Source organism: Stenotrophomonas sp. SMYL11 (genome assembly GCF_036320005.1).
Lineage (GTDB): Bacteria > Pseudomonadota > Gammaproteobacteria > Xanthomonadales > Xanthomonadaceae > Stenotrophomonas > Stenotrophomonas maltophilia_A.
The window spans coordinates 67,247-91,431 of sequence record NZ_JAWIRS010000001.1; the positions used below are offsets into that span (position 1 = coordinate 67,247).

The 24,185-nt window shown below is 65.2% G+C and carries 18 protein-coding genes; 12 read left to right on the forward strand and 6 right to left on the reverse strand.

The window, feature by feature from the left end; all coding sequences use genetic code 11:
• Positions 1–69 precede the first annotated feature (69 nt).
• From V3B46_RS00355 to V3B46_RS00370, 4 genes are read left to right on the forward strand one after another with little or no spacing between them, the layout of a single operon-like run.
• The gene (locus V3B46_RS00355) at positions 70–2,460 is read left to right on the forward strand and encodes a TonB-dependent receptor plug domain-containing protein (RefSeq protein WP_329890783.1); all 2,391 of its coding nucleotides are present in this window, start codon (positions 70–72) and stop codon (positions 2,458–2,460) included.
• Between the two features lie 27 nt (positions 2,461–2,487).
• Positions 2,488–3,930: a DUF3526 domain-containing protein gene (locus V3B46_RS00360; protein WP_329890784.1), complete on the forward strand. Its 1,443-nt coding sequence runs from the start codon at positions 2,488–2,490 to the stop codon at positions 3,928–3,930.
• Positions 3,927–5,282 (forward strand): ABC transporter permease subunit, encoded by a 1,356-nt coding sequence (locus V3B46_RS00365; RefSeq protein WP_329890785.1) that lies wholly within the window; start codon positions 3,927–3,929, stop codon positions 5,280–5,282. Before V3B46_RS00360 ends, V3B46_RS00365 begins: the two co-directional genes overlap by 4 nt.
• Positions 5,283–5,294: 12 nt before the next feature.
• Positions 5,295–6,005 carry an ABC transporter ATP-binding protein gene (locus V3B46_RS00370; protein ID WP_329890786.1) on the forward strand — a complete coding sequence of 237 codons (711 nt, stop codon included), beginning with the start codon at positions 5,295–5,297 and terminating at the stop codon, positions 6,003–6,005.
• On the opposite strand, the gene V3B46_RS00375 is transcribed toward V3B46_RS00370, so the two are convergent.
• The 3 genes from V3B46_RS00375 to V3B46_RS00385 all read right to left on the reverse strand — a co-directional run bounded on the left by V3B46_RS00375 (position 6,002) and on the right by V3B46_RS00385 (position 8,793).
• Positions 6,002–7,843: an asparagine synthase-related protein gene (locus V3B46_RS00375; RefSeq protein WP_329890787.1), complete on the reverse strand. Its 1,842-nt coding sequence runs from the start codon at positions 7,841–7,843 to the stop codon at positions 6,002–6,004. The genes V3B46_RS00370 and V3B46_RS00375 overlap by 4 nt on opposite strands.
• Positions 7,844–7,854: 11 nt before the next feature.
• Positions 7,855–8,559: a lasso peptide biosynthesis B2 protein gene (locus tag V3B46_RS00380; protein ID WP_329890788.1), complete on the reverse strand. Its 705-nt coding sequence runs from the start codon at positions 8,557–8,559 to the stop codon at positions 7,855–7,857.
• 72 nt (positions 8,560–8,631) lie between these two features.
• Positions 8,632–8,793, reverse strand: coding sequence for a hypothetical protein (locus V3B46_RS00385; RefSeq protein WP_012511114.1), 162 nt, complete (start codon positions 8,791–8,793; stop codon positions 8,632–8,634).
• Positions 8,794–8,998: 205 nt separating this feature from the next.
• Here V3B46_RS00385 and V3B46_RS00390 point away from each other — a divergent pair, with 205 nt between their 5' ends.
• Together V3B46_RS00390 and V3B46_RS00395 are read left to right on the forward strand one after the other, a co-directional pair.
• Positions 8,999–9,925, forward strand: coding sequence for a hypothetical protein (locus tag V3B46_RS00390; protein ID WP_329890789.1), 927 nt, complete (start codon positions 8,999–9,001; stop codon positions 9,923–9,925).
• A 467-nt stretch (positions 9,926–10,392) separates the two neighbouring features.
• On the forward strand, positions 10,393–11,076 hold the full coding sequence (locus tag V3B46_RS00395) for an AraC family transcriptional regulator (RefSeq protein WP_329890790.1): 684 nt from the start codon (positions 10,393–10,395) through the stop codon (positions 11,074–11,076).
• A gap of 49 nt (positions 11,077–11,125) precedes the next feature.
• Here V3B46_RS00395 and V3B46_RS00400 read toward each other — a convergent pair whose 3' ends face one another.
• On the reverse strand, positions 11,126–12,130 hold the full coding sequence (locus tag V3B46_RS00400; protein WP_329890791.1) for an extracellular catalytic domain type 1 short-chain-length polyhydroxyalkanoate depolymerase: 1,005 nt from the start codon (positions 12,128–12,130) through the stop codon (positions 11,126–11,128).
• A gap of 221 nt (positions 12,131–12,351) precedes the next feature.
• On the opposite strand from V3B46_RS00400, the gene V3B46_RS00405 reads away from it, so the two are divergent.
• Genes V3B46_RS00405 through V3B46_RS00420 form a run of 4 tightly spaced genes read left to right on the forward strand, consistent with a single transcriptional unit; the run spans position 12,352 to position 19,264 of the window.
• Positions 12,352–14,514, forward strand: a complete 2,163-nt coding sequence (locus V3B46_RS00405) for a TonB-dependent receptor (protein WP_329891182.1) — start codon at positions 12,352–12,354, stop codon at positions 14,512–14,514.
• A 32-nt stretch (positions 14,515–14,546) separates the two neighbouring features.
• Positions 14,547–15,425, forward strand: coding sequence for an alpha/beta fold hydrolase (locus tag V3B46_RS00410; RefSeq protein WP_329890792.1), 879 nt, complete (start codon positions 14,547–14,549; stop codon positions 15,423–15,425).
• Positions 15,422–15,898: a MaoC family dehydratase gene (locus tag V3B46_RS00415; protein WP_329890793.1), complete on the forward strand. Its 477-nt coding sequence runs from the start codon at positions 15,422–15,424 to the stop codon at positions 15,896–15,898. Before V3B46_RS00410 ends, V3B46_RS00415 begins: the two co-directional genes overlap by 4 nt.
• A gap of 36 nt (positions 15,899–15,934) precedes the next feature.
• Positions 15,935–19,264: a hybrid sensor histidine kinase/response regulator gene (locus V3B46_RS00420; protein WP_329890794.1), complete on the forward strand. Its 3,330-nt coding sequence runs from the start codon at positions 15,935–15,937 to the stop codon at positions 19,262–19,264.
• A gap of 4 nt (positions 19,265–19,268) precedes the next feature.
• On the opposite strand, the gene V3B46_RS00425 is transcribed toward V3B46_RS00420, so the two are convergent.
• Entirely contained in the window at positions 19,269–19,943 is a 675-nt protein-coding gene (locus V3B46_RS00425; protein ID WP_329890795.1) for a response regulator transcription factor, read from the reverse strand.
• Positions 19,944–20,072: 129 nt separating this feature from the next.
• Here V3B46_RS00425 and V3B46_RS00430 point away from each other — a divergent pair, with 129 nt between their 5' ends.
• On the forward strand, positions 20,073–21,719 hold the full coding sequence (locus V3B46_RS00430) for a fatty acid--CoA ligase (RefSeq protein ID WP_329890796.1): 1,647 nt from the start codon (positions 20,073–20,075) through the stop codon (positions 21,717–21,719).
• A gap of 76 nt (positions 21,720–21,795) precedes the next feature.
• Positions 21,796–23,262: a hypothetical protein gene (locus V3B46_RS00435; RefSeq protein WP_329890797.1), complete on the forward strand. Its 1,467-nt coding sequence runs from the start codon at positions 21,796–21,798 to the stop codon at positions 23,260–23,262.
• A 97-nt stretch (positions 23,263–23,359) separates the two neighbouring features.
• Here the strand turns inward: V3B46_RS00435 and V3B46_RS00440 are convergent, their stop codons facing one another.
• Complete coding sequence (locus tag V3B46_RS00440) at positions 23,360–24,103, reverse strand: FadR/GntR family transcriptional regulator (protein ID WP_329890798.1); 744 nt, start codon at positions 24,101–24,103, stop codon at positions 23,360–23,362.
• Positions 24,104–24,185 lie beyond the last annotated feature (82 nt).

Here is a 24,185-nt window from a genome sequence, read left to right on the forward strand (position 1 = left end):
AACATCGCCATTCAGAGGCGGCGTGACCCTGCCGCAGGCCACACTCCAATGAGATCGATGGACCGGGGAATGACGAACGCATCCACTGCCATGGCGCGCGCGCGCCTGGCGATCAGCATCACCGCGGCCTTGCTGGCCAGCCTGCCCGCACTGGCCCAGAACCACGACAATGACCGTGGCTCGCAAGCGCCAGGCACACCGCCCGAGGCGCGGACCGCCACCCTGGACAAGGTGCTGGTTGTCGGCAGCAACATCCGCGATGCCGTTGGCGGCGGTGCGTCGCCGGTCATCGTGATCGACAAGGAGGCCATCGACCGTACTGGCGTGGCCACCGTGCAGCAGCTGTTCGAAAAGCTGCCACAGAACTTCGGCGGTGGCGCCAATGGCGCCAACGTCGCCAATCTCGGCGTCGACCGCGATACCGGCAACAACTTCGGCCAGGGCACTGCCCTCAACCTGCGCGGGCTGGGAACCGGCACCACGTTGACCCTGATCAACGGCCATCGCGTGACCTCATCGAACCGCTACCAGTACGTGGATATCTCCCTGATTCCGCTCAGTGCCGTCGAGCGTGTGGAGATCCTCACCGATGGTGCCTCGGCCATCTACGGCACCGATGCGGTCGGCGGCGTGGTCAACATCATCCTGCGCCGCGACTTCACCGGTTACAAGACTGCTGTGCGCTACGGCGCCGTCACCGCCGGCAGCATGGAGGAGTACCAGGCATCGCAGTCGGCAGGCTGGTCATGGAATGGCGGTCATTTGCTGGCCAGCTACGAGTTCCTGAAGCAGAGCAACCTGCCGGCGGTGGACAAGGATTTCTCGAAGAACGTGCGGGTCAAACCGTACGACCTCTACCCGGGATCCAAGCGCCACAGCCTGTATGTGGACGGCGTGCAGCAGCTCAGCGATGTGCTGACCCTGAACGTGACCGGCTCGTTCGCCAAGCGCGAAATGGACACCACCATTTCCGGCACCGCCGACGAAACCCGCCTGTTCCCGCACACGCGGCAGTTCGACCTGTTCGCCGGACTCACCCTGGATCTTCCGCGCGGGTGGCAGGCGCGCCTGGATTCCGGGTTCGGCAGGAGCGATGTGTCCTACCAGCGCACCACCATCACCGGCAGTTCGGCCAGTACCGCGCCACCCACCAATACCAACTCCGAATCGCGTTACCTGGACCTGGTCGCCGACGGCGAGCTGTTCAGCCTGCCCGCCGGTGGGGTTCGTGCGGCATTCGGCGCTGGCTACCGCCGCGACGGCTACGAACTGATCGATCACCGCGGCCTGGAAAAGCCCCTCGACCTGCAGCGCACCGTGAAGTCCGCCTTTGCCGAGCTCAACGTTCCGCTGCTGAAGGAACTGCCGGGCGTGCGCAGCCTGTCCCTGACCGCGGCAGCACGCTACGACGACTACAGCGATTTCGGCTCCACGTTGAACCCGAAATTCGGCCTGCTGTGGGAGACGACCCAGGGGCTGTCGTTCCGCACCAGTTATGGCCGTTCCTACCGGGCGCCGGTGTACCAGGACATGCAGTTGAACAACACCGTGGTGGTGGCGAATGTGCCCAACCCGAGCGCAGCCAATGGCAACACCATCCTGATGATGCTCTCCAATGGCAACCCGGATCTGGGCCCTGAGCGTGCCAAGACCTGGACCGGTGGTTTCTCGTTCGCGCCACCGTCCGTGCCCGGCCTCAAGATCGACGCGAACTACTACCACATCGAATACGCCGACCGCATCGGCAGTGGTTTCGGCAGCAGCTTCCCGTCGCTGTTCCAGCAGTCCACCGCACCTTACGCAGACATCCTGACCACCAATCCCACGCAACAGCAGATCCAGCAGGCGCGCCAGCTGGGCGTGTCTGGCCTGGGACTGTTCGTCTCGCGCGTGGGGCCGTATGCGTTGCAGCCAGGCACGGACGAAACCAACAGCCAGGTGATCCTCGACAACCGCTTCCGCAACAACGCCTTTACCCGGCAGCGTGGTGTCGACTTCAGCGGATCCTATGGCTTCGACGCCGGCCAGACCCACATCGCGATGAACCTGGCCGGGCAGTACATCATCGAATCGAAGCGGCGCGTGACCAGTACATCGCCCGAGGTGGATGCGGTGAACGCGGTGTACTACCCCGTCGATCTCAAGATGCGCGGCGGCATCACACTCAGCCGGCAGCAGGCAGCGGGCGGGCTCTTCGTGAACTACGTGGACAGTTATCGCGACCCTGCCAATGTCTCCCGGCCGCACGTCAGCTCCTGGACGACCGTCGATCTGAATCTCGCCTATCACTTCGGCCCATCGGCAGATCCGCAGCGTGGCACATCGCTTGCTTTCAACGTGCAGAACCTGTTCGACCGGGATCCGCCGTTCATCGTCAACAGCATCAACACCGGCTATGACCCCACCAATGCAACAGCGCTGGGTCGCTTCCTGTCCATGACGCTGACGCACCGCTGGTAAGCCGCCATGCGTGCCGAAGCCCCTGCCTTGTCCCGGTCCGTCATGGCCATCCAGCAGGCGTTTGCTGTTGCGGCAACCCAGCTCACGCTGATGTGGCGCGAGCGGCGCGTGCTCTGGCTCGCCCTTGCCCTGTTGCTGATTGCGGGAGCATCGGTGCTCAGTGGTGCCGCACGCCTGACCCTGCAGGCGCAGGAGCGGCAGGCAATGAGCGAGGAAGAGGCGCGGCTCTGGAACAGCCAGGGCACGATCGACCCGCATAGCGCCGCACATGTGGGGCGTGCCATTGCTGCCCCTGTGCGGCCACTGGCTGCACTGGACCCGGGGCTGACGGACTACCTGGGAACCTCGGTGTTCATCGAAGGCCACGCACAGAACCCGGCCCGGCACCGTGCCGTGGATGGTGGCACTGCACTCAGCCGCTTCGAGGGTTTCTCTGCGGCGTGGGCGCTGCAGGTGGTGGCGCCGCTGCTGATCGTCCTGGCCGGGTTCGCCACACTGTCCGGCGATGTGGCCCGCGAGACGCTGCGCCAGGAGCTCGGCACCGGTGCCTCGGCCGGCGTGCTGATCAGCGGGCGCTTGATTGCCCTGGCGACCGCCTCGCTGCTGCTGGTGCTGACCATGCTGCTGATCAGTCTTCCGGGCCTGTCCGTCCAGTATGGCGACACCGCGGATCTTGCCGCCCTGCTCGCACTGGCGGCCGCCTACCTGCTCTATCTGCTGGTGTTCTGTGCACTTACCGTGGGGGTGTCGGCTCTTGCCGGCTCGGCACGGACGTCACTGGTCGTGCTGCTGGGCTTCTGGGTGGTGTCCACACTGCTGCTGCCGAGGGTCGCGCCTGCGGTTGCCGAATCCATGTACCCGACTCCTTCGGCACCGGCATTCCGGACCGGCGTGACCGAGGAAGCGGAGAACGGCGCGGATGGCCATGACCCGGCCGACAAACGCCTTGATGCCCTGCGCGCGGCGTTGATGGCGCGCTACCGGGTCGACAGCGTTGACGACCTGCCGCTGAACTTCCGTGGCGTGGCGCTGGAGTTTGCCGAGGCCAACTCGACGCGCGTCTACAACCGTCATTTCGATCGCCTGCATGCCACCTACCAGCAGCAGGACGCCACCCAGCGCCTGTTTGCCTTTGCCTCGCCGACGCTGGCGCTGCAGTCCTGGTCGCGCGCCTTCGCCGGCACGGATTTCCCGGCGCATCTGGCGTTCCTGCGCGGCGTGGAGGACTACCGTTATCGGTTGATCCAGGCACTGAACCAGGAAGTGAAACTGCACAAGGCACCGCAGGGCGGGAAGCACGTGGCCGACATCGCCGGCATCACCCGTTCAGTGGAGTACCGGCCGCCGCAACAGACCCTGGCCGGCACTGCTATCGCGCAGCGCGGCAATCTCGTCATTCTGCTGGCCTGGCTGATGCTGGGCTGCGTGGTGGTGCTCATCTCTGCACGGAAGCTGGGGAGATCGCCATGAGCGGTGTGTCGATTGCACGCTACGAGATCCGCCGATTGCTGCGTGATCGAGCGCTGCCGGTGCTGCTTGTCCTGCTGCTCGGGCTGGGTGCCTACGCCGCGTGGAACGGCCGCGCATGGGTGGACCAGCGCGAGGCGGCCATCGCCCTGATCAAGCAGGAAGAACAACAGACGAAGGAACGCAGCCGGGCATTCGTCGGCAAGGCGCCCTCGGTGCTGCCCCGCGCCCAGCCGGTGCTTGCGCCCGCCGCCATGGCACCGCTGTCGATCGGCCAGGCAGACGCCTACCCCTACACCGCCGATGTGGTCGCGCTGGGTGATCCGACCCAGCTGCTCAAGCACGTCTGGGCCGACATCGGCAATCCAGCGGCACGGGCTGCGGGACGGTTCGACCTGGCCTTCGTGATCGTCTTCCTGCTGCCGCTGGTCATTCTCGTGGCCACCCACGATCTGTGGTCCCGTGAGCGCGAGCGCGGCATCGCGGCGCTGGTGCTGTCGCAGCCGGTGTCGGCAACGCGCCTGCTGGTGGTCAAGGTGCTGGCCCGTGGCCTGGTGGTGCTGCTGCCCGCACTGGCCATCCTTCTGGCGGTGACGATCGGGGCCGGCGCGCGCAGTCCTGCAGGCCTGGCCATGCTGGCACTGACCGTCCTCCTCTACGGCGCCTTCTGGCTGGCCCTGGCACTGCTGATCGGCTGCGTTGCCCGGCGCACCACCGAGGCGGCCATCGCCGCCGGCGCGCTGTGGCTGCTGATCGTGGTCATGGCGCCGTCGCTGACCCTGGCCACGGTGAACCTGATCGCGCCGCCGCCGTCACAGATGCAGTTCGCCACCGAAGTAAAAGCGATGCAGTCAGATATCGCCAAGCGCCAGCAGCGCGAGCATGCGACGTCGGCGCCAGTGAATTCGCCGTCCCCCGTCATCTCCGACACTGTGCGCCAAGCCTACGCCGATCGGGTTGCAGCTGACCGGGAACTGGAACGCCTGATGGCCTCGCATGCGCAGGCCGAGGCCGCACATCGCCAGGTTCTGGACAAGGTGCGGCTGCTGCTGCCGGCTGTGGCGACGCAGGACGCACTCGACCGCATCGCAGGCTCGGATGCCGACCGCGCGCTCGACTTCCAGCACCAGGTCCACGACTTCTGGCAGGCACGACGGCTGTTGCACAAGAGCTATCTGGACCGTGACGCGCCGCAGACCCTTGAAGAGTACGACGCACTGCCCCGCTTCCAGTACCGCGAGCCCGCGGGCACCGCCCGGCCCGGTGTCCTGGCCGATCTTGCTGCCTTGATCATCGCCACCCTGCTTGTCCTGCTTGCGGCCGGAGCGCTGCGCAGTCGACTGGAAATGCCCTGAGGAGACGTCCACATGCTGTCTGCAAAAAGCCTGGTCATGGAACACAGTGCACATCGGGCGCTGGATGACGTCAGTTTCGAGGTGAAGCCGGGCGAGATATTCTGCCTGCTGGGCGCCAACGGCGCCGGAAAGTCGACCACCATCAAGCTGTTCCTTGGCTTTCTGAAACCCACCTCGGGTGCGGCCGAAGTGGACGGTCTCAGTGCGCACCAGCAACCGCAGGAGGTACGCCGGCGGCTGTTGTACATCCCCGAGACCGTGGCGCTGTACGACGAGCTGACCGGCTACGAGAATCTGGATTACTTCGCGCGCCTGGCCGGTGTCGAGGAACGCTCGCCTGCACGGCTGAAGGACGCACTCAGGTCCGCCGGCCTGGCAACCGACGCATTCGGGCGACGCGTGGGCCTCTATTCCAAGGGCATGCGGCAGAAGGTCGGCATCGCACTGGCCATCGCCAAGGAAGCCAGCGCCCTGTTGCTGGATGAGCCCACCTCGGGCCTGGACCCAACGGCGTCGGCCGAGTTCCACGAGCTGATCGTGCGGCAGCGCGATCGCGGCACGGCGATCCTGATGGCCACCCACGATCTGTTCCGCGCCCGGGAAGTGGCGACCACCATCGGCCTGATGCGGGCCGGCCGCCTGCGCAGGACGCTGGATGCCAGCACGATCACCGCGAACGATCTTGAGAGCCTGTACCTGGAAGAAATGAGCCGCAGCGCCTAGGCCACTGCGGCCGCCTGCGTGCCATGCTGGCCGGACCAGCGCCGCAGCCACGCTTCGATGTTGATCTGCGGGCCGAAGATGCCGAGCACCTGCGACGAGTGGTCCGGGCCGACCTGCTGGATGCCCGCATCGGCCAGCGCGCTGTCGAGATAGCCGCGCCTGGCCAGCATGCCGTCAACCAGTAGATTCCTGATGAACTGCTGGTGCCCCTGGGTGACGGCCACCGAGTGATCATCCAGATAGGATTTCACCTTCCGCGACAGCAGCACCTCCGGCAACAGGCCTTTCATTGCACGCCGCGCGATGGTGCGGTCTTCCGCGTCCGCGATGAGCAGGTGCAGCGGAATGCGCGCGAACAGTTCGACAAGCGGCTGCGCACTGATCGGCGATACGCCATGCCAGTGGCCGGCGCCTTCAAACGGATCAAGGACGCTGGTCGGGAATACCATCCGGCCGATATGGGCCAGCTTGTAGGGTGATACTCGATGGCCCTGCGCCTGCGCATGCCGCAACCAGGCCGGCTGCAGACTGTCCTGTTCGGACAGGTCCACCCGCACCCACGGGCAGGGCTTGCCCCAGCGACCATTGATGATGCCCGGCCGCTTCAGCAGGCCGTGCACGACTGCATCCCTCAGTACGCCGTACAGTGAGTCGCCGGATTGCGCGGTTTCGAAGGCCACGCCGAAGAACGCGCGGTCGATGCCGCGTCGCCAGGCATAGTCGATCGCAGCGGCGTTGCCCTTGAAACGCAGGAACACCGCATCACCGCCGACACCGGTGAACTGCACGGTGTCACCGTCGAAGGCGACGTCACGGCGGTGGAGAAGATAGCCGGAACAATGCGCCGGCCGGGCCGTGCGCGGGAAGGTCATGATCTCTTCCAGCGCGCAGTGAGGCTGCCTTCGGTACTCGATGTATTCGCAACGCCTGCCCGAAGAATCACTGGCCCCTTGCACCGCCATCCGCGCAAACAGCCGTTCGTCGGCGCCAATGCCATCATCGTAGTGATGGACACACGCCACCTCGGGCGCCGATGGCGCCTGCAACAGGCCGGCCAGGATGATCGAGGAATCCAGCCCGCCCGACAGCTGCAGTTGGATGCGCCGGTGCTGGCTGGCCAGTGCACCGATGCAGCCCAGCAGCGTGGAACGCGCCAGCGACACGGCTTCCTGAAGATCCTCGATCGGCGCGTCGCGGGCCAGACGCACCACGTCCCACTGGCAGTGCCGGCCCACCGGCTCACCATCGCGGATTGAAACCGCTTCGCCCGCTTCTATCGCCGTGACCTCCTTGAAGCCGGTCTGCAGTCCATCACGAAACGGGTACAGCAGCGAGTACGAAAGGAAGGACCAGTCGACGCTGAAATCGCGCAGGCCCAGCATCAGGCAGTCTTCCATGTTGGAGAAGACCAACGTCAGCTGGCCCACCGTGGTCAGGTAGCACGGGATCTCCGCAGTGGGATCGCGCAGGACGAACCAGCTCCTTGTTTCCTGCTGGAAGCCGAACGCCACGTAGCGACCCCAGTACTGTTCGATGATGCTGCGGCCCTGGCTGCTGCATGCGGCGTGTGCTGATGCGGCATCCAGGTTCACGCGGCCAGGCACGGTGCCTTCGCCGAACATCTTGTGAAACAGCTTGCCCAGTACCACCAGCGCGTTCGAGCGATTGCATTCGAAATAGCCGTGGTTGTCGCTCTGCACGTGGATCACCGCGCCGTTGTCGTTCAGCACGCAGGCGATGCCGGGCAGCCGGGCGCCGATCCTTTCCACGATCCGTTCCGCCTGCGCCGTCGCGGATTCCGAGTGGGTGTTCCAGAGCACGGCGATGTATCGGTACATGGCAGGTTTCGTTACAGCACCAGGATGGGAACCATCCGGCGCAGGTTGAAGGGAATGTCGGTCAACACCTGATCGCCGTGCTGCAGCCAGCAGTGCGCGGCGAACGGCTGGGTTCTGACCGCGAACACCCAGGCCGGAACGATGCCGTAGTTCGACAGGAACCCGCGCATCGCCAGGCAGTAGAGAAAGCATTCATCGGTCTTCCGGAATGCCAGGGGTCGAAGCCAGTCGAACACCCGCACGCGCAAGGCCAGTTCTTCAGCGCTCACCGGCCTGCTGTGGCCGCGATCCGCCCGACGGCGCACGGCCGACACCGTGGTACTGAAAGGAAGGAATGTTCTGCTGCAGACGGCATAGGCGCACGAGGCAATGAATCGGCGGAGGTCGCGCGCATTGATCGGAGGACGGCCCCGCGGCTCGCCCTCGCGCACCCAGTGCCGTGGCAGCGCAATGGCGGGGCTGGCGGCGGATTTCCCCTGCTGCGGATCCGCAGTGATCAGGCGGCGGTCGATCAGGGCCTGCAGAAGCCTGGGGGCGCTTGCATCTTCGGACCGCAGGGGCCAATCGAGAACGAGATTGCCAAGGCCTGCGGCGCCGCGTTTTTCAAGGGAAAGATACTTTCCCGTGGCCTGGTCCAGTATCACCATGGCATCGCCGGTGACACAGACGTGCGCGTGCTTTGAGAGGAAGTACGGGGCAACAGCCTGCTCCATCATGTGCTCCTGCGCCGGAACCGGAGAAGCGGTGCATGCAGGGCATGCACCGCAGATGCGACATTGCGCAGTGGATCAGGGCGACGTGGTCGGGAACACGCCATCCCACAACGTGCCGTGGTTGTGCGCCTTCGTTTCCGAAACGACCGAGCCCAGCTCGATCAGTTCGCCACCCACACCCTGATCCTCAGGGTTCTGCTGTCCTGCCACTACACCCAGCTCAATCAGCTCGTTCATGAACATCTCCTATCGTCAGTGGATGTACCCACGCATTGCGTTGAACCGCGCTGCATCGGATACGGAGCAGCCAAGCCACCATCGCCACTACATTGCAGGGCGATTGCCGCCAAGGCACTGAAATGTTACGCTATAACATATTATTTTGGCGTGACGAATGACGCCGCCCGCCCGCTGTCGATGCGACCCATGAGAGGCAAGAGGGATGAACACCGAGATCAGTGATGACGGGCTGGATCCCACACTTCTGCTGAAGGGGATGTTTCCCCTGCCGAAGTTCATCCGCTTCGTACGGGAGCGCTGCCCACCGGGACGCCTCGACGAGGCTGCGCTGGTGGAGGACTGGCGGACGGCTCGTGCCGCGGTGCTGAGGCTGCAGCAGGAAGACGCCGGTGAGGCAGATGCCATCAATGTCCATGCGTTGCCGGATGAGATGCTGCCGCTGGCTGAGCAGGCGCTGCGGCAACCCTCGATGCACCGCATGACGAGTGTTCTGCCGCGCAGTTGGCAGATGGTCGATATCGATCGACTGGTGATCTTCCAGGAGTGCATCAACCTGCGTCACATCGACCAGTTGGCGGCATCCCTGACCTCCTCGCCCACCGCGCAGGAGGTCATGCAGCTTGTCGCCCGCAGCGGCAGCCATGCACATCCGGAAGTACGCTTCACCCAGTCCGATGGCAGCTACACCTTCGCGTCCACCTCGAACGACCTGCGTTTCCTCGACGTGGCGACCCTCGATCCGGCTGCCATCACCGATTACGAACCGTTCGGCGCGGCCAGCCACGCCGTCGTCATCTATCTTGGTTTCAGTGACAACCTGATCAGCGCCACCCGGTTTGGCAAGCGCCTGGTGCTGACCAATGGCTCCCATCGCCTGTACCTGCTGCGCCGGCTCGGGTTCCGCCATGCGCCCTGCCTCGTCACCGATGCCTCCGACAGCGACCTCAGCGAGATTCTGCTGCCGGCAGCGGTCAAGCAGGATCGCGGGTTCTACCTGTCTTCTCCACGGCCGCCGCTGTTCCGGGACTATGTCGATCCCCGCCTGACCTGCGTCGTTCCGGTCACCCGCAAGCACTACGCTCTGAGGGCCAAGCTCGACCTGCAGAGGATCACGGTTCCGGCCTTGTAGCTCGCGCCCACGTGGTGATTGCCTGGCCCGGCTGAGGATATGGCCGGATTGGTGAATCACCTGGCGGAACTGTCGAATGACGCCCTTCGGCTTGCCACCTACGCTACCGGTCCTCGAACAGAGAGGATGCCAACGTGAGCGAGAAAGCACTGGCTGCCGAAGCAGGAAGGACGGATCCACCCATCATCCATGTCCTGATGGGGCTGATCTGTGTCTGGCACAGGCGCGAACCGGGATCGGCACGCGATGACGAGTAAGCGCTACCGTGCTGCCCGGCGTGGCTTTGGGGCGTAGGTACCAGCGTGGAGATTTCGATTGCAGGGCTGAGCGAGGTTGGGCCCGACTACCCGGACCGTGTCGATCTTCCGGTGATGGTGCTTGGGCTGGACCCCATTCCAGATGCCTGGCAGATGCCCTTCCATGCGCATCGGAAGGCGCAGCTGCTGGTTGCCACGCGTGGCTTGATCATGCTGGAGACCGCAGCCGGACTATGGGTGGTTCCGCCACAGGGCGCGATCTGGATTCCCGGTGGCCTGTCCCATCGGGCCAGCAGCAGTGGACGGCCGCATGGCTTCGTGGTGTTCGTGGAATCCGGCGTCGTGCCGGGGCTGCCGACGCAGTGCGCTGCGATGGCGATCACTCCCTTCATGCAGGCCCTGCTGGAGCGCGCGTCCGCCCTTCCCCAGCACTACGAGCCCGGCAGCGCGCAGGACCGCCTGATGGCCGTGTTCCTGGATGAGCTGATCGCCGCGCCACCGGAGTGGCTCCATCTGCCCATGCCATCCGATGCAAGGTTGCGCCGGCTGGCCAACGCAATGCTGGACACGCCAGCCGAACGGGCAACGCTTGAAGTCTGGGCGAGCCGGATTGGAATGAGCGAGCGCAACATGTCGCGCCTGTTCTCTGGAGAAACCGGTTTAAGCGTAAGGCGCTGGCGCAGGCAGCTGCACGTGGTGGTGGCACTGCCGCTGCTGGCCAAAGGCAGGACAGTACAGGCCGTTGCGGACCACCTGGGCTATGACAGCGCCGGGGCATTCGTAACCATGTTTCGCAAGACCGTGGGTGCACCACCCAAGCGCTTCCTGGCGGAACGAGGCACTCGGCAGCGGACATCGGATGCCGACGATCAGCGGCCGCAGGAGCCACGTTGACGGATGCGGGAGCGCGTGGCTCCCGCACCGGCAAGGATTGCCCCTCCCCTCAGCGCTGGTAGTCCTTCAGGAACAGCCAGGTGATCAGCGTGGCATCCGGCCCCTTCGGGTCGGTGAACGGCAGGCCGGACTGGCTGCCGCTCCACGCATGGCCCATGCCCTGCACCACATGGTGCTGCACCAGCGTCCTGCCACCGTAGGCGTAGGTATCCACCGTATACGCACGTCCACCCGGCACCTGGCCGTGATAGGTGCTGGTCGGCACGTACTTCACCGAGTCGTTGTCCAGGCCGTCGTCGGCCAGATCATTGGTCTGCAGGAACTGGCGCACGGCCTGCTGGCCGTTCACCGGATTGACGGTGAGATCGGCGCTGCCATGGAACACCAGCACCGGCAGCGGTCGCGGCGACGGCGAACCCGAACACTGCCACGCCAGCCGGCCATTGCTGTCCGGGGAATAGATGCTGCCGGCCAGCAACGCATAGGCGCTGCCGGAAATCGTGGTCGCCCCCTTGAACATGCCACCGGAATGGATGGCGCCGGCAGCGAACATATCCGAATAGCAGGCCAGCATGATCGAGGTCATCGCACCGCCCGCGGAAATGCCGGTGACATAGACGCGATGCGGATCCACGCTGTAGCCCGCCTTCACCTTGTCCACGATGCCGGCCAGGATCGACGCTTCGCCGCTGTCGCGGGCCTGGTTGATCGGCAACTGCCAGTTCCAGCAGCGGGCCGGGTTGGAGGTGACGTTCTGCCGGGGGTAGACCACGATGAACCCTTCGCTGTCGGCAACGTCATTGAAGCCGGACGCCTCGCCCATCAGGTTCGGCCCGGTCACGCAGCCATGCAGCACCAACAGCAGCGGCAGCGGCTGGCTGTCGTCATAGCCGGCCGGCACCCATACCTGGTACTCGCGGGCGCCGAACAGATTGCCGTACAGGCCGATATCCCAATGCCCGGCCGGGCCAGCGGCAACCGCGCTGCCCGCCATCGCCAGCCAGCTGCACAACATCAGCAGTAACACCTTGATCGAATCGATTCCGGATTTCATGGCCAGATCCTCGTCAGTGAGTCGTGGATGAAGTAGTACCGGGGACCGCTTCCGGCTGGGGGCGCGCCCAGTATCCGCATCCACGGGCCGCTGCCGACTGGACCTAGGTCCACTCGCTGCTCGCCGATGGCACCGCTAGCCTTGGCTGCAGGGGTGGCAATGGGCCATCCGCACGCTCATGCCTGGGGGAGGACCGAATGAAACGGAATTGTTTGAGTCTCATGATCGGCGCGCTGCTGGCCACAGGGCCGGTACTGGCACAGGACGCGCCGACGGCAGGCAGATCCGCTTCGCCGACCAACCTGGACAGCATCAAGGTCACCGCGCGCAAACGCGAGGAGACCCTGCAGGAGGTGCCGGTTGCCGTCACCGCATTTACCTCCGAGGCGCTGGACAAGATGAATGTCCAGGACATCAGCGACCTCGATGCACAGGTCCCCAACCTGACCATCTACGCCGCCCGTGGTGCCAGCAGCACGGTCACCGCCTACATCCGCGGCATCGGCCAGTCCGATCCCACCTGGGGCGCCGATCCGGGCGTGGGCATCTACCTGGATGACGTCTACATCGCGCGTCCGCAGGGTGCGCTGCTGGATGTGTTCGATGTCTCGCGCATCGAGGTGCTGCGTGGCCCGCAGGGCACGCTCTACGGCAAGAACACCATCGGCGGTGCGATCAAGTACATCTCGCGCGGCCTGCCGACCCAGACCGAGGGCTTCGCCCAGATCACCGTGGGCAACTACAGCCAGCTGGATGCGAAGGCGGCCATCGGCGGCCCGATTGGCGGCACCGACAGTGGCCTGCGCGCCCGTGTGGCGGTGGCCAGCATGAACCACGACGGCTTCGGCGAGAACACCTTCAATGGCCAGCCGGTCAGTGACAAGCAGATCAACGCGGCACGCCTGAACCTGGGCGCGTACGCGGGCGATGACTTCGACGTGCAGTTCGCACTGGACTGGATCGACGATCAGTCCGGCATGCGCGGTTCGAAGATGCTGGCGCCCAATCCGTTCCTGCGCGCGTACCCGCCGATGGACAGCCGCTATGACATACGCTCGGGCATGCGCAACCTCAACAACGTGGAGAGCAAGGGTGCCTCGGCCACGGTGAACTGGCGACCGAACGAGGACATTGCGCTGAAGTACGTGGTCGCCAAACGCGAATCGGACAGCGAAGCCAACATCGACTTCGATACCACGCCGGTCAAGCTGGCCGACGTGGGTGGCACCTATCATGACGACCAGGTCAGCAACGAAGTGCAGTTGAACTACGACGCCGGCGGCCGCGTGCGCGGCGTGGTCGGCCTGTATCAGTTCAGTGGCGAGGCGGGCGGCCAGATCCAGAACAACTACTTCAGTGCGCAGTTCGCCGACAACCAGGGCAAGGTCTTGACCGACAGTATCGCGCTGTACGCGGACTGGACCTTCGACCTGACCAGCAAGCTGAAGCTCGATGTCGGTGCCCGCTACACCGATGAGGACAAGCGCGCGATCGTGTTGAACCGCCTCTACGCCGACCCGGGCTTCAGCCGGCCGGTGGCGGTGACCGCGGACTTCGACAAGAAGACCAACTTCAAGAACGTCTCGCCCAAGGTCTCGCTGGACTACCAGATCACCCCGGACATCATGGTCTACGGTCTGGCCACGCGTGGCTTCAAGTCAGGCGGTTACAACATCCGCGCCAACGCCGTGGCGGTGCCGCGCTCGGCCGAGCCGTTCGACGACGAGACCGTGGACAGCTACGAGGTCGGCAGCAAGATGGCCTTCCTCGACCAGCGCCTGTTCCTCAATCTGTCGGCCTTCTACAACAAGTACAAGGACATCCAGTTGTCGGTGTTCACCGGCCTGGATACCAATGGCGATGGCATCGACGATTCCTTCTTCGGTGATTTCACCAATGCCGGCGCGGGCACGGTCAAGGGCCTTGAAGTTGAATACCAGTACCTGCCCAGCCAGCACTGGCTGATCTCCGGCAACCTGGCCTGGCTGGACACCAAGTACGACGAGTACATGGACCGTGGCGTCAATGTGGCCAAGCAGATGAAGTTCACCAATGCGCCGGAATTCTCCGGAGCGTTCAACGTGGAGTACCGTACCGAGCTGGCCAATGGCAGCAACCTTTCGGCACGGGTGAGCTACAGCTACCAGAGCGAAGTGTGGCCGACCACCGATCTGAGCCCGGTGATCCGCCAGCAGGGTTACGGCCTGGTCAATGCCGGCGTCATCTGGCGCCTGGATGATGCGTGGACCTTCTCGCTGCAGGGCACCAACCTGGCCGACAAGGAATACCGCACCACCGGCTACAACATCCCGGCGGTCGGCACGCTGATTGGCTTCTATGGTCCGCCACGCCAATATAGCCTCAGCGTCCGTTACGATTTCTAGCGCATCCGTTACGATCTCCAGGAAGCTCCTGCATGACGCAGTCTTACGACGACCTGTACTGGAACAGCAATGATGGGTTGCGCCTGCACGCACGCGACCATGCACCCGATGCGGGGCAGGCAGCGCGTGGCACGGTGGTCTGCATTCCCGGGCTGACCCGCAATGGCGCCGATTTCGATGCGCTTGCCGATGCGCTTACCGCCGAGGGCTGGCGCGTGATCGCGGTCGATCTGCGCGGTCGCGCAGGGTCGGAACGCGCATATGACCCGTCCAGCTACAACCCGCGTGCCTACGCGGACGACATGGTTGCGCTGCTGCGTTCGCAGAACATCGACAAGGCAGTGTTCGTCGGCACCTCGCTGGGCGTGCTGGTGACCATTACCCTCGCCTCGCGCGCGCCCGAGCGGATCGCGGGCGCGGTGCTCAACGATGCCGGCCCCAAGGTGCCGCGTGAGGCGCTGGCACGGATCGGCAAGTACGCCGGCAAGCCGGTGCCGCCGATGGACCTGGTGCAGGCCACGGCTTACATGGAATCCATCGGCAAGGCCGCGTTCCCTCGCTTCAGTACCGACGACTGGCGGCAGATGGCGGTGCGCACCTTCCGCCCGCGCAGCGATGGACTGCTGGAGCTGGATTACGATCCGGCCGTGATCCGAACGACACGTCCTTGGCTGCTGTGGTTGCTGCGGCCGGTGCTGTGGCGTGCGGTTCGTGGGCTGACCGCACGGGTGCCGGTACTGGTGGTGCGCGGTGCGCTGTCCGACATCCTGCCGGCCGATGTCGCGCGGCAGATGGCGGCCACCTCGGAAAGTGCCCGCCTTGTGGAAGTGCCGGATGTGGGACACGCTCCGATGCTGTCCGAGCCAGAGGCGCGTGACGCGATCCTGACCTTGCTGGAGCGTGTGGCGTGAGTGTGGACAGCAACCTGCCTCCCGCGCTGCAGGCGTTGCAGCAGTGGGCGGCCAGCGAGCGGGTGAGTGGCGTGACCCGCGTGGACCAGGCGCGCATCGATGCCTTTGCCGACGCCACCGGCGACCACAACTGGATCCACGTCGATCCAGGCCGCGCGCAGACCCAGCTGCCGGGCGGGCAGACCATCGTGCACGGTTTCCTGCTGCTCTCGCTCACCGTGCAGGACGATGTGGCCGCCCTCACCCGCTTCCCCGGCATCGCCCATGTGCTCAACTACGGCCTCAACAAGGTCCGCTTCCTGGCACCGGTACCCAGCGGGTCCGGGGTGCGGGTACGCTCGCAGCTGCTGTCGCTGGACGCGCGCCAGCCCGGCCAGTGGCTGTTGACCCAGCGCAAGGCCGTCGAGCGGGTTGCCGATGGCGAGCTGGCACTGGTCGCTGAGCAGCTGTCACTGATCGTGGTCGCTCCCTAGCACCACCCTGCTCGGTTCTCTGCCTACACTGGAGCGATGTTGACGCCCTCCATCGTCCTCTTCGCCTGCATTGCATGGACCGCACTGCTGTTTGGCGTGGCGCTGTGGGGTGAGCACCGGGGGCACCGGCTTTCGAAGGCATGGCCGCTCATCCATGCGCTGTCGCTGGCCGTGCACTGCACCGCGTGGACCTACTACGGCGCGGCCTCGCAGGGACTGCAATGGGGCTTCCCGATTCCACCCACCCTGGCCGGCATGGCGTTGATCTTTGCGTTCGGCCTGCCGTTCCTGCTCCGCCTGGGGCGGCTGGCCAAGCAGCACAACAGTGCCACCATCGCTGATCTGGTCGTCGCACGACTGCGTGCCGATCGCGGCCTCGGCTTCACCATCACCCTGGTGGCACTGTTCGGCATCATTCCCTACATCGCCCTGCAGTTGAAGGCTGTCAGTCAGGGCCTGGGCGCGCTGCTGGGCGATCGTTTCGCGCCTGCTGCCGCGCAGCTGGACATGTCGTTCTGGTTCGCCCTGACGATGGCCGCGTTCACCCTGCTGTTCGGTGCACGCAAGGCATCGGCCACCGAGCCCAATCGTGGCATCGTGGTCGCACTGGGGCTGGAGTCGGTATTGAAGCTGGTGGCGCTGCTGGCCATTGGCCTCTATGCGGCGCTGTCGGTGCGCCAGGCGGGCACGCCGCTGCTGGAAAAGATGGCGCAGCTGCCGCCACCAGCCATCATGCCGGACTATCTCACCATGGTCGCGCTGGGGGCGATCTCCGCGTTTACCCTGCCGCACCAGTTCCATGTCGGCGTGGTCGAACTGCGCCAGACCTCGGACCTGAGGACGGCACGCTGGTTGTTCCCGGTCTACCTGCTGCTGATCGGGCTGCCGTCGGTGCCGATGGCGCTGGCCGGTACCGCGCAGCTGCCCGCATCGGTGTCGCCTGACCTGTACGTGCTGGCGCTGCCGCAGGCCGGTGGCCACCACCTGCTGGCCTTGCTGGCCTATCTGGGCAGCCTGAGCGCCGCCACCGGCATGATGATCCTGTCCGGGCTGACCCTGTCGATCATGCTCGGCAACCATGGCTTCGGCTCACGGTTGCTGGACGGCATTGCCGGCGGAGCCGCGGCGGCCGACCTGCGTCCGCGCGTGCTGGCCTTCCGCCGTGCCGGCATTCTCGCCGTGTTCCTGATGTCGTGGCTGTACAGCCGGGCGATGAGCGACACCGAGGCACTCAGCGACTTCGGCCTGATGTCCTTCACCGCCCTCTCGCAGCTGGCGCCGGCGGTCCTGCTGGCGGTGTATCGCCCGCGCACGCCCTCCCCGGCCATCATCGCCGGCATCGTGCTGGGGTCGTTGGCCTGGCTGTGGCTGGTGCTGCTGCCGATGGTGATCCCTGCCACGCCCCCAGCCTCGGGGCCCGATGACCTGCACTGGCTGTCCGTGGTCTCGCTGCGCCTGCAGTCGGGCCATATCGCCATCAGCATGGGCGCCAGTCTGGCGGTCAACCTGCTGACGGTTGCGCTGGTGTCGCGCGCGGTGCGTCCCTCGTTGCCGCGACGACGGGATGCGGTGGCGGCAGCCTCGCTGCGCAGGACGGCCGGACGCTTCCTCGGCCAGGAGCGGGCCCGGCAACTGATGGATGGGCATGCCGGGCAGCTGCTGGACGACGACCGGGTCATCACCATCGAACGCGAGCTGAGCGCCGTGGTCGGTGCGGGCATGGCGAGGCTGCTGGTGGAGGCCGCTCGCGACGGCGGCACTGCGCCACTGGATGCGGTGACCCGTGCAGTCGGCGAAGCAACCCAGGTGCTGCGCTTCAACCAGCGCCTGCTGGAAGCGGCGCTGGAGAACATGAGCCAGGGCATCAGCGTGGTCGACGCGCAGCTGCAGCTGGTGGCCTGGAACAGCCGCTACGCCGCGTTGTTCAAGTTTCCGCCCGAGTTGCTGCAGGTCGGGCAGCCGGTGGTCAATCTGACAGCGTGGGCGCTGGCCGAGCTGAAGATCGGCGACGGCCCCGGTGACTCTCGCGACAAGGCCCTGCAGCGTCGCGTCGCACACATGCGGCGTGGCACACCGCATCTGTCCGAACGGATCTTCCCCGACAACACCATCGTCGAGATCCGTGGCAATCCAATGCCCGGCGGTGGCTACGTTGCCACCTTCACCGACGTCACCGCCTTCCGGCGTGCCGAGGAAGCACTCAAGCGCAGCAACGAAACCCTCGAGCGCCGCGTGCAGGACCGCACCGCACGGCTGGAACAGGCAGTGCACGAAGCCGAGCGCGCGAACGTTGCCAAGACACGCTTCCTGACGGCGGTCGGCCACGACCTGATCCAGCCGCTGCATGCGGCACAGCTGCTGACCGATGCGATGTCACAGCACATCGAATCGGAGTTCCTCGACAGTTTCCTGCGCCAGATCCGTGGTGCGCTGGACTCCACCGACGACCTGCTGTCCGGGCTGCTGGATATCTCCCGTCTTGAAGCGGGCGGGCTGGTCGCCGATCCGCGCCCCTTCGCGCTGTCGACCGTCCTGGATCCGCTCGCGCAGGAGTTCGCGGTACTGGCAGCGGCGCGTGGCCTGCAGTTCCGCCATGTGCGGAGCCAGGCCTGGGTCCATAGCGACCCCCTGCTGCTGCGTCGGGTGCTGCAGAATTTCCTGGCCAATGCCATCCGTTACACCCGCCATGGCGGTGTGCTGATGGGTGTGCGCCGCCAGGGACAGGCACTGCTGATCGGTGTGCATGACACCGGCCCCGGCATTGCTCCGGAGCAGCAGGCGGTGGTGTTCGAGGAATTCCACCGGGTCGATCGAAGCAACGGCCAGGGGCTGGGCCTGGGCTTGACCATCGCGCACCGCATCGCCGACCTGCTGCACGCACCCTTGCACCTGCGCAGCGTGCCCGAGCACGGCTCGGCCTTCTCGATCAGCGTGCAACGCGCAGCCCCCCCGGCGACCCCGCGCAGCTCGCCGCCAGCGGCCGGCAGCAGCGCGCTCAAGGGAGTCCGCGTGCTGGTGGTCGACAACGACCCGGACGCATTGGAGGCGATGCGGCAGCTGCTGCTTTCCTGGGGTTGCGATGTCATCGCGGCAGGCCAAGCCGATGACATCGGACCCTCAGCGCACGAGGCGGCGCTGTGGCTGTTCGACTATCACCTGGATGATGGCGATACCGGTGTTGCGCTGTGGAAGCGGCTGGTAGGCGTGCATGGGCCGCGGCCGACGGTGATCCTCAGTGCGGATGCCGGCAGCGATACGCGCGAGGCGGTGCGCGGCGCTGGGCTGTCCCTGCTCAACAAGCCGTTCAAACCGTTGGCGCTGCGCTGGGCGATCAACCACCTGCTGGCGGCCAGCACCCCGTCCTGACCGGTCAGGGCTCAGGAAGTTCTTCGATCTGCCGGGACGGATCGGCCAATCCCATTTCGTGCAGCACGCGGATGGCCTGCGCGCGATTGCGCACGCCCAGCCGCTCCATGATGCGTGTCATGTGCGCCTTGACCGTGCGCAGCTGTACGCCCAGCCGGTCGGCAATCTGCTTGTTGAGCAGGCCCTCGGCCACCAGCCCCAGCACCTTGTACTGATGTGCCGACAGGCTGGCCAGGCGCGCGGCCAGGTCGGCATCCCTGCTGAACGTCGCCACCCGTGCCACCGGTTCGCGCAGCAGCGCCGGGATCCAGCGCTCGCCGTCGAGCACCGACTGCAGCGCCGCCTGCAGCTCGTTCAGGCCCGAACTCTTGGGTAGATAGCCGGCCGCGCCGAGATCGAGGGCGCGACGGATCACCTGCGGCTCTTCATTGGCCGAGACGATGATGATTGCCAGGCCCGGTTGCAATGCGCGGATGGTGGCCAGGCCCGCCAAGCCGTGATTGCCCGGCATGTGCAGGTCCAACAGCATCAGGTCGATCGACTGGCTCTCCAGTGTCTCGATCACGCTGTCCAGCGAGTCGGCCTCGCTGATCTGGAGATCGGCCACCGCCTCCTCGGCCGCGCGGTGCAGTGCCGCGCGGAACAAGGGATGGTCGTCGGCAATGAGCAGGGTCGGCATGTCCTGGCGAGAGTAGCAAATCACCCTTCGACAGGCACAGGTACCTAGGTACGCTGGTACGGGCGGGTGGGATGGCTAGTGTGGCCAGGAGAAGACTGGCCACCGACATGCCGCCCACGAGGAACCCTCATGCCATCCGCCCCCGCTACCGATGCCGCTGCCTATCCGCTGTTGATCAAACAACTGCTGCTGACACCCCTGGCGGTGTCCCCCGGGCAGGAGATCGTCTACGGCGATACGGTCCGCTACGACTACCGCACCCTGCATGCCCGCATCGGCCAGCTGGCGGGGCTGCTGACCTCGCTGGGTGTGAAGCATGGCGATACGGTGGCGGTGATGGACTGGGACAGCAACCGCTACCTGGAAGCCTACTTCGCGGTACCGATGATCGGCGCAGTGCTGATGATGGTGAACATCCGCCTGGCACCGGAGCAGATTGCCTACACACTGAATCACAGCGGTGCACGGGTGCTGCTGGTCAATCGCGAGTTCCTGCCGCTGTTGGATGGAATCGACGAACAGCTACCCGATCTGCGCACGCGTATCCTGATGGAAGATGCCCATGGGCCGCTGCCGGCCGGTTTCGTCGCCGAGTACGAAGCCGGGCTGCGCGACGCTGCGGCGGCCAGTGAATTTCCTGATTTCGACGAGAACACCCGCGCGACGGTGTTCTACACCACCGGCACCACCGGCTTGCCCAAGGGCGTCTCCTTCAGTCATCGGCAACTGGTGCTGCATTCACTGGCGGGGATGGCTGCCCTCGGCAGTGCGGCCAGCCAGGGACGGCTGCACCGCGACGACGTCTACATGCCGATCACCCCGATGTTCCATGTTCACGCCTGGGGATTGCCATACGTGGCAACCCTGATGGGCATCAAGCAGGTCTATCCGGGGCGCTACCTGCCGGGAAATCTGTTGGCGTTGATTGCCCGCGAGAAGGTGACCTTCTCGCACTGCGTGCCGACCATCCTGCACATGCTGCTGGAACATCCTGACGCCGCGCAGGCCGACCTGCGTGGATGGAAGGTGATCATCGGCGGTGCCGCCCTGCCCCGTGCGCTGGCGCAGCGTGCATTGGCGCGGGGTATCGATATCTTCGGCGGCTATGGCATGTCCGAGACCTGCCCGCTGCTGACCGTCGCGCAGATTGATGTGGACACCTCGACTGATCCGGATGAAGCGCTGTCACTGCGCACCAAGGCCGGTACTCCGGTGCCGTTGGTGGACCTGCGCATCGTCGACCCGGACATGGCCGATGTCGCCCACGATGGCCTCGCCACTGGCGAAGTGGTGGCGCGTGCACCGTGGCTCACCGGGGGCTATCTGCACGACCCGGCGGCTTCGGCGGCGCTCTGGGCCGGCGGCTACCTGCACACAGGGGACATCGGCAACATCGACGAAGGCGGCTACCTGCGGGTGACCGACCGTATCAAGGACGTGATCAAGACCGGTGGCGAGTGGATCTCCTCGCTGGCTCTGGAAGACATCATCGCGCTGCACCCGGCCGTCAGCGAGGTTGCGGTGATTGGTATCAGCGACACGAAATGGGGCGAGCGCCCGTTGCCACTCGTGGTCAGGAAGCCGGGCAGCGAGGTGAGCGAGGGCGAAATCATCGAGCTGGTCGCAGCGCGCAGTCGTTCGGGGGATATCTCACGCTATGCGATTCCGGAGCGTGTGAGTTTCGTGGAATCGATCGAGCGGACCAGCGTGGGCAAGATCAACAAGAAGAAGCTGCGCGGGCTGCATGATGCGGCGGTGGCGTCGGGTAGAGACTGAGAGATCTGGCCTCCGGCTTGCTTCTGTTTGCGGATGCCGGGAAGATTGCCCGGACTTGATGAAGCAAGGACGCGGCATGGCAAGTGTACTGAAGCTCTATCTGCAACCTCTCAATGCGCCGAAGTGGCCGCCGGGATACACCCATGCAGACATGACGGTGGCCTTCGCCCCACCCACCATTTCGCCACTGCCACATCCGCACGCCGTCGACATTCTGTTCGCAGCACTCGACTGCGGCTACGGGAACGTGCTCGCATTCCTTGGGCCACCGGGAGCCGTGCCTGGCCCGGGATTCGCCAACATGGGCGTGATGACCAAAGCGGATTGGAAAGCGCTTGGTACGTACATCTACGGAAAAGTCACACTGTTGGGCGATATCTTCGGCACTGCCGCAGGGGCTGGCGGTCCCTGCGTCAATACCCTTCCGTTTGTGCGCAAGCTCGAAAAGAACGAGAAAGGCAGCTTCAGCTACTTCCTCGGCATGGTCTATGCCCGCTATGCACTGGAGCAGGCCGTCGTTGCTGCGCCGGCAGTCCCGGGTTTCGTGAGTCGCATCCTTCACTTCCACACTGCTCAAGGCGGCCCCATCCAGATCCAGGGCTTGCCCATGCCCCCGGTCGCCGGGGCTGCAGATGCTCCAGATTTCCTGGTCCAGTTGAACAATGGCACGTGGGGGCTGCTCGAAGCCAAGGGCTCGTTGGGCGCACGAGCAAACAGCACCTTCCATGAAGCCCAGCAGCAGGTTGAGCAGTACCCGGCGGTCAATTTCTCCGTAGGGATCGGCGCGCCTGCACTTCTTGCCATCAATTTCTGCGCCATCAGCTACGCCTATGTTGAAAACGGAAATCTGCAGGTCGAGTACATCGATCCCGAGCCGGATAATGACCCTCTGGAAAGGGTGAGACGGGGCGAGGCATTGGCGAATCCCATTTTCATGCCCGCTGCAGACTGCCTCCGATTCCTGCAGGCCTGCGGACATTTTTCCAGCCAGGCTGAGGATGGCGGCGAAGCAGAGCGATACATGCGCTGGACGCGCTCCAAGGACGGTCTATGGTTGGGAGTGCCCAAGGATATGTGGAACAGTTTCGAGAAACTTGCCGACCTCATGACGCTGTTCCAAGCAGTCTTTGGAAAGGGATGCGTGAACAGTTGCGCCCCTTTGATCGGGACGAATTCGATCGACTTCGAAGTGACATTCACCAGGATGGCAACGACCCGCCTGCAGCGCCTTGCCGATGACGAAGCCTTTATCTTCAATCAGCACGCATCCCGTCAGCTTGCCAGGGTTGATGCCTCACGGCACTCAAATGAGGCGATCAGGCTGGGAGAATTCGCCAGGGACGTCGCTGATCCTGCGTCTGCCAACGGCATGATCCAGAGCCTGAATAGACTGTTGAGTTCGCTCCGCAGATTGTCCGAACTGAAGCTTGCTGACAAGCGCGAACGATACATCAAGTTCCTGTCCAACGGCCTCTGCATCGCCGACGACGCAGGGCGGCGGTACCTGGATGTCGACCCGCCTTTCAATACCGAGAGGTTCTAGGTTGGAGCCAACTGATTTGCTGTGATTGCCGGCCAGCGGCCGGCACTACCGACGCGCAGTCGCAGTACAACACGCTGCGCCCGCGCGAAGACGCCCTTCAGATCCGCGTCGTGGCCATGAACCGTTCACGGTCCTGCTGCGTACGGCGGCGGATCTCCTCCAGCGCCTGGCTTTCGGTCGCCTGCAGCATGGCTTCGAACAGGCGCTGGAAGTGATGGCGCATCGCATTGCGCGCGGCCACCGGATCACGCGCGCGCAGGGCTTCGAAGATCGCCATGTGCTCGTCCGCACGGCTGGCGCCATCGTCATGGCAGACCCGCGAATAGACCTCGGTCACGCGCGGCAGCTCGCTGCGCATGCGCCATATCTGCTGCACGAAGTACTCCACCACCGGATTGCCTGACAGACGGGCAATGGCCAGGTGGAAACGGCGATCGTACTCGCCGGCTTCCGCGTCGCTCAGGTCGCGGCGACACAGCGCCTCCGCCAGGACCTGCAGTTCGGCGATGCCGGCATCATCCAGATTGCTGGCGGCCAGGGCGGCAGCCTCGGCCTCGAACACCGCGCGGGCGGCAGTGAGGTCGAAGGCGCTGACATCCGGCAGCCCGCCGGACGCCTGCGTCGGGCGCGGTTTCACATGCACGCCCGAGCCGATGCGGATGGCGATCCAGCCCTGTGCTTCCAGTGCGATCTCGGCTTCGCGGACGGTGACCCGGCTGACACCGAACCGCTCGGCCAGCTCACGCTCGCCCGGCAGCCGCGAGCCCGGCGGAAATTCGCCGTCCTCGATCAGCTTGCGGAGCTTGGCAGCGATGGTCTGGTAAAGGCGGTTGGCGGACATGCGGCTGACCCTTGGCGATTCCTTCCGGGTCCCTGCCCTGCCACCGCGGCCGGCAAGGGTCCGGTTGGAGCGGCGGCGCGAC